At 57.8% G+C, this 7,273-nt stretch carries 7 protein-coding genes; 2 read left to right on the top strand and 5 right to left on the bottom strand.

Translation table 11 applies throughout. The features are described from left to right. Positions 1-113: 113 nt before the first annotated feature. The 4 genes from JFT58_RS03385 to JFT58_RS03400 all read right to left on the bottom strand — a co-directional run bounded on the left by JFT58_RS03385 (position 114) and on the right by JFT58_RS03400 (position 4,359). The gene (locus JFT58_RS03385) at positions 114-1,550 is read right to left on the bottom strand and encodes an NAD(P)(+) transhydrogenase (Re/Si-specific) subunit beta (RefSeq protein ID WP_034129251.1); all 1,437 of its coding nucleotides are present in this window, start codon (positions 1,548-1,550) and stop codon (positions 114-116) included. Continuing rightward, complete coding sequence (locus tag JFT58_RS03390; RefSeq protein ID WP_003187417.1) at positions 1,550-1,870, bottom strand: NAD(P) transhydrogenase subunit alpha; 321 nt, start codon at positions 1,868-1,870, stop codon at positions 1,550-1,552. Before JFT58_RS03390 ends, JFT58_RS03385 begins: the two co-directional genes overlap by 1 nt. Before the next feature lie 15 nt (positions 1,871-1,885). Then, on the bottom strand, positions 1,886-3,007 hold the full coding sequence (locus JFT58_RS03395) for a Re/Si-specific NAD(P)(+) transhydrogenase subunit alpha (RefSeq protein ID WP_198834289.1): 1,122 nt from the start codon (positions 3,005-3,007) through the stop codon (positions 1,886-1,888). Between the two features lie 452 nt (positions 3,008-3,459). After that, positions 3,460-4,359: a LysR family transcriptional regulator gene (locus JFT58_RS03400; protein WP_034129262.1), complete on the bottom strand. Its 900-nt coding sequence runs from the start codon at positions 4,357-4,359 to the stop codon at positions 3,460-3,462. Positions 4,360-4,515: 156 nt separating this feature from the next. Here JFT58_RS03400 and JFT58_RS03405 point away from each other — a divergent pair, with 156 nt between their 5' ends. Further along, the gene (locus JFT58_RS03405) at positions 4,516-5,697 is read left to right on the top strand and encodes an acyl-CoA dehydrogenase (RefSeq protein WP_003187423.1); all 1,182 of its coding nucleotides are present in this window, start codon (positions 4,516-4,518) and stop codon (positions 5,695-5,697) included. 13 nt (positions 5,698-5,710) lie between these two features. After that, a complete protein-coding gene (locus JFT58_RS03410; RefSeq protein ID WP_054897220.1) occupies positions 5,711-6,931 on the top strand; it encodes a CaiB/BaiF CoA transferase family protein in 1,221 nt (406 codons plus the stop codon). Between the two features lie 111 nt (positions 6,932-7,042). Here the strand turns inward: JFT58_RS03410 and JFT58_RS30160 are convergent. Next, on the bottom strand, positions 7,043-7,273 hold a 231-nt coding region (locus JFT58_RS30160; protein ID WP_219857414.1), incomplete at its 5' end, for a hypothetical protein.

The following is a 7,273-nucleotide window of genomic DNA, read 5'->3' on the forward strand; positions in this document are numbered from 1 at the left end:
ATGTGTGTGCAAAGCGGGACGCGGAACATCCCGTTCCCACGCAGAACGGGGGAACCATAAAAAAACCCCAGCCTACGTGAGGCCAGGGTTTCGGGTATTGCGCTGGCGCAGTGTTATTCGACGGCTTTGACCATGTCTTCGATGACCTTCTTGGCATCACCGAACACCATCATGGTCTTGTCCAGGTAGAACAACTCGTTATCCAGGCCCGCATAGCCGCTGGCCATCGAGCGCTTGTTGACGATGATGGTCTTGGCCTTGAACGCCTCGAGGATCGGCATGCCGGCGATGGGTGAGTTCGGGTCGTTCTTGGCGGCCGGGTTGACCACGTCGTTGGCGCCCAATACCAGCACCACGTCGGCCTGGCCGAACTCGGAGTTGATGTCTTCCATCTCGAACACCTGGTCGTAAGGCACTTCGGCCTCGGCCAGCAATACGTTCATGTGCCCCGGCATACGGCCCGCCACCGGGTGGATCGCGTACTTTACGGTGACGCCGTGGTGGGTCAGCTTCTCAGTCAGCTCCTTGAGCGCGTGTTGTGCCCGCGCGACCGCAAGGCCGTAGCCTGGGACGATAATCACGGTGTCCGCGTTGGTCAGCAGGAAGGTGGCGTCATCAGCGGAGCCGGACTTCACCGGGCGTGCTTCTTTGGAGCCCGTCGCAGCGCCAGCATCCGGCGCATTGCCGAAACCGCCCAACAGCACATTAAAGAAGGAGCGGTTCATCGCCTTGCACATGATGTACGACAGGATCGCGCCGCTGGAGCCCACCAGGGAACCGGCGATGATCAGCATCGAGTTGTTCAGCGAGAAACCGATGCCCGCCGCTGCCCAGCCGGAATAGCTGTTGAGCATCGACACCACCACGGGCATGTCGGCGCCGCCAATCGGGATGATGATCAGCACACCCAGCACGAAGGCCAAGGCCAGCATCAGTGCAAATGCGCTGAGATTGCCGGTGAACATGAACGCCAGGCCCAGGCCCAGGGTTGCCAGGCCGAGTACCAGGTTCAGTTTGTGTTGGCCGCCGAACTGTACCGGTGCGCCCTGGAACAGGCGGAACTTGTACTTGCCCGACAGCTTGCCGAATGCGATCACCGAGCCGGAGAAGGTGATTGCACCGATAGCGGCACCGAGGAACAGTTCCAGGCGGTTACCGGCCGGTATCGAATCGCCCAAGTGCTTGACGATGCCCAGGGACTGCGGCTCGACCACGGCGGCAATGGCGATGAACACCGCTGCCAGGCCGATCATGCTGTGCATGAAGGCGACCAGCTCGGGCATCTTGGTCATTTCAACACGCTTGGCCATGATCGAGCCGGCGGTACCGCCAACCAATAGGCCAACGATGACGTAGCCGATACCGGCAGTCGCCAGTTCAGCCCCCAGCTTATAGATGAGGCCGACGGTAGTGAGTACCGCCAGCGCCATGCCGAGCATGCCGAACAGGTTGCCGCGCCGCGAAGTGGTCGGGTGCGAGAGGCCTTTGAGGGCCTGGATGAAACAGATCGACGCGATCAGGTAGAGCGTCGTCACGAGATTCATGCTCATTACTTGGGCGCCTCTTCTTTTACTTTCGGGGCTTTCTTCTTGAACATTTCAAGCATTCTGCGGGTGACCAGGAAGCCACCGAAGACATTTACCGCCGCCAGGGCCACGGCCAGTGTGCCCATGGTCTTGCCCAACGGGGTGACGGTCAGCGCGGCAGCCAGCATGGCGCCGACGATGACAATCGCGGAAATGGCGTTGGTCACGGCCATCAGCGGCGTGTGCAATGCGGGTGTTACGTTCCAGACCACGTGATAACCGACATAAATCGCCAGCACAAAGATGATCAGGTTGTAGATACCGGGGGAGATAAGCTCTTCCATCGTCTGAATCCCTGCTTAGGCGTTTTTGCGGATGACTTGGCCGTCGCGGCACATCAGGCACGCGGCGACGATGTCGTCTTCGAGGTTGATTTCAAACTGCCCTTCCTTGGTGAAAACCAGCTTCAGGAAGTCCAGCAGGTTGCGCGCATACAAGGCCGACGCATCGGCGGCGACAGCGCCCGCCAGGTTGGTCGGGCCGCAGATGATCACGCCGTTTTCCACCACGACCTGGTCGGCCACTGTCAGCGGGCAGTTGCCACCTTGGGCTGCAGCGAGGTCAATGACCACCGAGCCGGGTTTCATCTGCGCTACGGTATCGGCGCTGAGCAGGGTCGGAGCCTTGCGGCCCGGGATCAGGGCGGTGGTGATGACGATATCGGCCTGTTTGGCGCGTTCGTGCACGGCCAGGGTTTGGCGCTGCATCCAACTGGTGGGCATCGGGCGTGCGTAGCCCCCGACACCGACGGCGCATTCACGCTCTTCATCGGTTTCGTAGGGAACGTCGACAAACTTGGCGCCCAGGGATTCGATCTGCTCCTTAACCGCCGGGCGTACGTCGGACGCTTCGATCACCGCGCCCAGGCGCTTGGCCGTGGCGATGGCTTGCAGGCCCGCCACACCGGCGCCAAGGATCAGTACGCGTGCGGCTTTTACAGTGCCGGCAGCAGTCATCAGCATCGGCATGAAGCGCGGGTAGTGATGAGCGGCCAGCAACACGGCCTTGTAACCGGCGATGTTGGCTTGCGAAGACAGCACATCAAGGCTTTGAGCGCGTGACGTGCGCGGCGCGGCTTCCAGGGCGAAGGCGGTGATGCCGCGCTCGGCGAGCTTGGCGATGGTTTCGTTGCTGAACGGATTGAGCATGCCCACCAATACGGTGCCACTTTTGATCAGCGCAAGTTCGCTGTCGCTGGGGGCAACCACTTTGAGAATCAGCTCGGCGCCAAATGCGTCGTTGGCGCTGCCAATGGTAGCGCCTGCCGTTTCATAGGCACTGTCGACGATGCTGGCATTGATGCCTGCGCCGCTTTGTACAGTGACCTTATGGCCCTGGCCGATCAGCTTCTTGATGGTTTCCGGGGTGGCAGCCACCCGCGTTTCACCGGTCTGGGTTTCGAGAGGAACACCAATGTGCACGTCAAATCTCCTGCATGATCTTTTTGCTTTTGATCTTTTTGTAAAAAGGCCAGTGCACCGCGAGTGGCGCAACTGGGGCGGCCGATCAGCACGATCCCGCTGAAATGACAGCGGGGCGCGGCATTTTGCAGGCGAACTTTACGGCCATCAAGGGATTATGACGGGTGACGAAAAATTAACTACAAGTCACCCTGTGACTGATTGTCGCAACAGGCTGAAATAACCTCTTTAAATACAGGTCTTTAAAGGCGTTCAGGCGTTTTCGGTCCGTTTTTCCATTGCCAGTGTGAATAGTCGTGCATTGACCGGTAAGAGTCGCTACGAGCCATGAAATACATGGCTTTTAGCCTTATTTTTGGCTGACAAGTACAGTCTGTTTAAATGCGACATATACGTACATCTGTAGGCTCTTAATTTATTTGACTACAAAGTCAGTAATTGCGCTTTGTCCTTCATTTACTTGGGTTGTAGCGTCTTGACTGGTCGACCAGCCAGTCCCTGAATGCATGCAGAGAGGCCGATTCGACCTTTCTGTCAGGAATCATCAGGTAATAAGCCTTTTCGCTGGTCAGTGCTTCAGTGCTGGCGATTACCAATTGTTGCTCCTTCAGCTCCTGCTGGATGAGGAAAGGAGGGATCAGTGCGATGCCCATGTCATGTATGGCCGCTTGAGACAGCATCGAGAATAGCTCGTATCGAGGGCCTGTCATGTCGCGAGGGATGCTCAGTTGTTGGGCGTTGAACCATTGGCGCCAGGCGTAGGGGCGTGTGGTCTGCTGCAGCAGTGGCAGCTCGGCGATCTGTTGAGGGGTGAAGTGCGTGCGGTCGCCGAGTAAGCGCGGGCTGCAGACCGGTACTGGGTTTTCGCCCATCAGCCTGTGGGATTGCGTACCCGACCAATCGGCATCTCCGAAGTAGATCGCCGCATCGAACTCGGTATCGGCGAACAGGAAGGGGCGTGTGCGGTTCGTCAGGTTCACCGTGACTTCCGGGTGCTGATGTTGAAAGTCCTTCAGGCGTGGGATCAGCCACTGCGTGCCGAAGGTGGGCACCACCGCCAGTTCGATCACATTGGCGCCTTGCTGGCCCATTACCGACAAGGTGTCGCGCTCCACGGCGTCCAGCTGTGTTGCAACCCTACGGCTATAAGACAGCCCCGCCTCCGTCAGCTTCACGCCGCGGCGTGAGCGGCGAAACAGCTCGACACTCAAAAACTCCTCCAGGCTGGCGATCTGTCGGCAAATCGCGCCTTGGGTGATGGAAAGCTCCATTGCTGCCTTGGTGAAGCTCTCATGGCGGGCTGCTGCCTCAAAGCTGATGAGTGCGGTGGTACTGGGGATTTTCCGGCGCATGTACATTGCCCTCACAGATAAAGCGCATTTACGGGCTTTTTGAGTGTTACGAAGTGAGAAATTAGCACAGGCCTATGCAAAAACCTCGTTTGCCCTCTGCGCAGACCGCGCCTAGTCTGGATCCACGACTTCTGATTTTTTCGCGAGGACTTATTCATGGCTGGCAAGGCAAGCTTCAACTGGATCGATCCACTGCTGCTGGATCAACAGCTCACCGAAGAAGAGCGCATGGTGCGTGACAGCGCCGAGCAATTTGCGCAGGACAAGCTGGCTCCTCGTGTGCTCGAAGCCTTCCGCCATGAAAAGACAGACCCCGCTATTTTCCGTGAGATGGGCGAAACCGGTTTGCTGGGGGCAATGATCCCCGAGCAATACGGCGGCAGCGGGTTGAACTACGTCAGCTACGGTTTGATTGCTCGTGAGGTCGAGCGTGTCGACTCCGGCTATCGCTCGATGATGAGTGTGCAGTCTTCCCTGGTCATGGTGCCGATCAATGAGTTTGGTACCGAGGCGCAAAAACAGAAGTATTTGCCCAAACTGGCCTCTGGTGAATGGATCGGTTGCTTTGGGCTGACCGAGCCCAACCATGGTTCCGATCCGGGCGCGATGATTACCCGTGCACGCAAAGTGGATGGCGGCTACAGCCTGACCGGCGCGAAGATGTGGATCACCAACAGTCCGATTGCGGATGTGTTTGTGGTGTGGGGTAAAGACGATGCGGGAGATATCCGTGGCTTTGTCCTGGAAAAAGGCTGGAAAGGTCTGAGCGCTCCGGCTATCCACGGCAAGGTGGGGTTGCGGGCTTCCATTACCGGTGAAATCGTCATGGATAACGTATTTGTGCCGGAAGAAAATATCTTCCCGGATGTACGTGGTTTGAAAGGGCCGTTTACCTGCCTTAACTCGGCACGGTACGGGATCTCCTGGGGTGCGCTGGGGGCTGCTGAGTTCTGCTGGCATACCGCGCGCCAGTACACACTCGATCGCCAGCAGTTTGGTCGCCCATTGGCTGCCACTCAGCTGATCCAGAAGAAGCTGGCAGACATGCAGACCGAGATTACCTTGGCCCTGCAAGGTTGCCTGCGCCTGGGGCGGATGAAGGATGAGGGTACGGCGGCGGTGGAGATCACTTCGATCATGAAGCGTAACTCGTGTGGCAAGTCATTGGACATCGCACGCATGGCCCGGGACATGCTGGGCGGTAACGGCATCTCTGACGAGTTCGGGGTGGCACGCCACCTGGTCAACCTGGAAGTGGTCAACACCTATGAAGGGACCCATGACGTGCATGCCTTGATCCTGGGGCGCGCGCAAACCGGTCTTCAAGCGTTCTATTAATAGGAGCATGGGCATGGGCGCGCTTTCGCATCTGCGAGTGCTGGATTTGTCGAGAGTACTCGCGGGCCCTTGGTCCGGGCAGATTCTTGCAGACCTTGGGGCCGAGGTGATCAAAGTCGAAAGGCCGGGCAGCGGCGATGACACGCGCGCTTGGGGCCCTCCCTTCCTTAAGGATGCGGATGGCGAGAACACCAGTGAGGCGGCGTACTACCTATCGGCCAACCGTAATAAAGAGTCGGTGACCATCGACTTTACGCGACCGGAAGGGCAGAAGTTGGTACGCGACCTGGCTGCCAAGTCGGACATCCTGATCGAAAACTTCAAGGTGGGTGGCCTTGCGGCGTATGGGCTGGACTACGAATCCCTCAAAGAGGTTAACCCGGAGCTGATTTACTGCTCCATCACGGGGTTTGGCCAGACGGGCCCCTATGCGATGCGCGCCGGTTACGACTTCATGATCCAGGGTTTGGGTGGGCTCATGAGCCTGACGGGGCGGCCTGAAGGGGATGAAGGCGCCGGGCCGGTAAAGGTTGGCGTAGCCTTGACCGATATCTTGACCGGGCTTTATTCGACCGTGGCTATCCTGGCTGCGCTAGCTCATCGCGATCACGATGGTGGTGGGCAGCATATCGACATGGCGTTGCTGGATGTGCAGGTGGCTTGCCTGGCGAATCAGGCGATGAATTACCTGACAACCGGGGCGCCGCCGAAGCGCCTAGGGAATGCTCACCCTAATATCGTGCCTTATCAGGATTTTCCTACGGCCGATGGAGATTTCATTCTCACCGTAGGCAATGACGGGCAGTTCCGTAAATTCGCTGAAGTCGCGGGGCAACCACAATGGGCGGATGACGTGCGTTTCGCCACCAATCGCGCACGGGTGGCTAATCGCGCGGAGCTGATTCCCTTGATTCGCCAAGCGACGGTCTTCAAGACTACCGCTGAGTGGGTGTCGCAGCTGGAGCGAGTGGGCGTGCCGTGTGGGCCGATTAATGATCTGGCGCAGGTGTTTTCCGATCCTCAGGTCAAGGCGCGTGGCTTGGCGGTAGAGTTGCCTCATGCATTGGCGGGGATGGTGCCTCAGGTTGCGAGCCCGATACGCTTATCCAAGACGCCTGTAGAGTACCGGAGTGCGCCTCCTCTACTGGGCGAGCACACGCTTCAGGTGCTGCAAGGCGTTCTGGGGCTGGGAGCTGCTCATGTGGCTGCATTGAAGGAAGCAGGTGTTATTTAAGCTTTTCCTTCTATATAGATAGAAGCCCAGTGGAGGGCTGGTTGTTTTTTAACCGAAGCTAACTTATTGATAGAAAAGCGGAATTAAGAGTTGACGGCGAATTATATCTGTCTATAATTCGCCCCACTTCCGGCGCAGTCGAAACGGAAAACTCCTTGGCAAACAATGAGTTATGTGGTTTTCGACAGCGGGTTGCTTCAGTTCATCGAAGCCAAAAGGAAGTTGAAAAAGAGGTGTTGACAGCAGCGTGTAACGCTGTAGAATTCGCCTCCCGCTTACGAGAGATCGCAAGCGCAAGTGGTTGAAGTTGTTGAAGAAATCTTCGAAAACTTCTGAAAATAA

It is taken from the genome of Pseudomonas sp. MF6767, assembly GCF_016405475.1.
GTDB classification, from domain to species: Bacteria; Pseudomonadota; Gammaproteobacteria; order Pseudomonadales; family Pseudomonadaceae; genus Aquipseudomonas; species Aquipseudomonas paracarnis.